The sequence below is a fragment of the Halonotius pteroides genome (assembly GCF_003605635.1).
GTDB classification, from domain to species: Archaea; Halobacteriota; Halobacteria; order Halobacteriales; family Haloferacaceae; genus Halonotius; species Halonotius pteroides.
Map to the genome: position 1 here is coordinate 1 of NZ_QMDW01000106.1, position 1,058 is coordinate 1,058.

Below are 1,058 nucleotides of genomic sequence, written 5' to 3' on the forward strand. Positions count from 1 at the left end.
GTGGGCGTTGCCGAGTTTGACATCCGCTGGGAGATCGTAGAGTCGGAGGGCTTCCATCATAAACGACTACGCGGGATCGAACGGTCTGCTCTCGGACCTCGACGGCACGCTCAAAGGGGAGGACATCCGCGAGGGCCTGACGGCCGTCATCTCGGTCAAACACCCCGACCCGCAGTTCGAGGGCCAGACGAAGACGAAACTCGGCAACAGCGACGTTCGGGGGATCGTCGAGGGAGCCGTCCACGAGAAGCTCGCGACGTACCTGGAGGAACACCCCGACACTGCCGAGGCCATCGTCTCGAAGGCCGTCGAGGCGGCGAAGGCACGCAAGGCAGCGAAAAAAGCCGAAGAACTGACGCGCCGGAAGTCGGCGCTAGAATCGACTTCGTTGCCGGGAAAGCTCGCCGACTGCCGGGAGCGAAGCCCCGAGGACGCGGAGCTTTTCGTCACCGAGGGCGACAGCGCCGGCGGGAGCGCAAAGCAGGGCCGCAACCCCGAGTTCCAGGCGATCCTCCCGATCCGCGGGAAGATCTTGAACGTCGAGAAACACCGTCTCGACCGCATCCTCGAAAACAACGAGATCCGAAACCTGATCACGGCTATCGGGACGGGGATCGGCGAGGAGTTCGACATCGAGGCGGCGCGGTATCACAAGGTCATTCTCCTGTGCGATGCGGACGTCGACGGCGCACACATCAGGACGCTACTCTTGACGTTCCTCTATCGGCACATGACGCCGCTCATCGAGGCGGGCTACGTCTACGCCGCCCAGCCGCCGCTGTACCGGATTCGCTACAACGGCGAGACCTACGACGCGATGACCGAAGCCGAACGGGAGGAGGTCGTCGCGGACGTCTGCGGCGGCGACCCGGATCAGGTCCAGCGGTTCAAGGGGCTCGGCGAAATGAACCCCGAACAGCTCTGGGAGACGACGATGGATCCCGACAACCGGATCCTCAAGCGGATCACCGTCGAGGATGCGGCGGCGGCCGACCGGATGTTCAGCGTGCTGATGGGTGACGCCGTCGGGCCGCGAAAGCAGTTCATCAAGGACCACG

Annotated in this window: 1 pseudogene; it reads left to right on the forward strand. The window is 64.1% G+C overall.

Annotation, left to right across the window (positions count from 1 at the left end):
• Positions 1-55: 55 nt before the first annotated feature.
• Positions 56-1,058, forward strand: a pseudogene (locus tag DP106_RS15375) (toprim domain-containing protein); the annotation flags it as partial.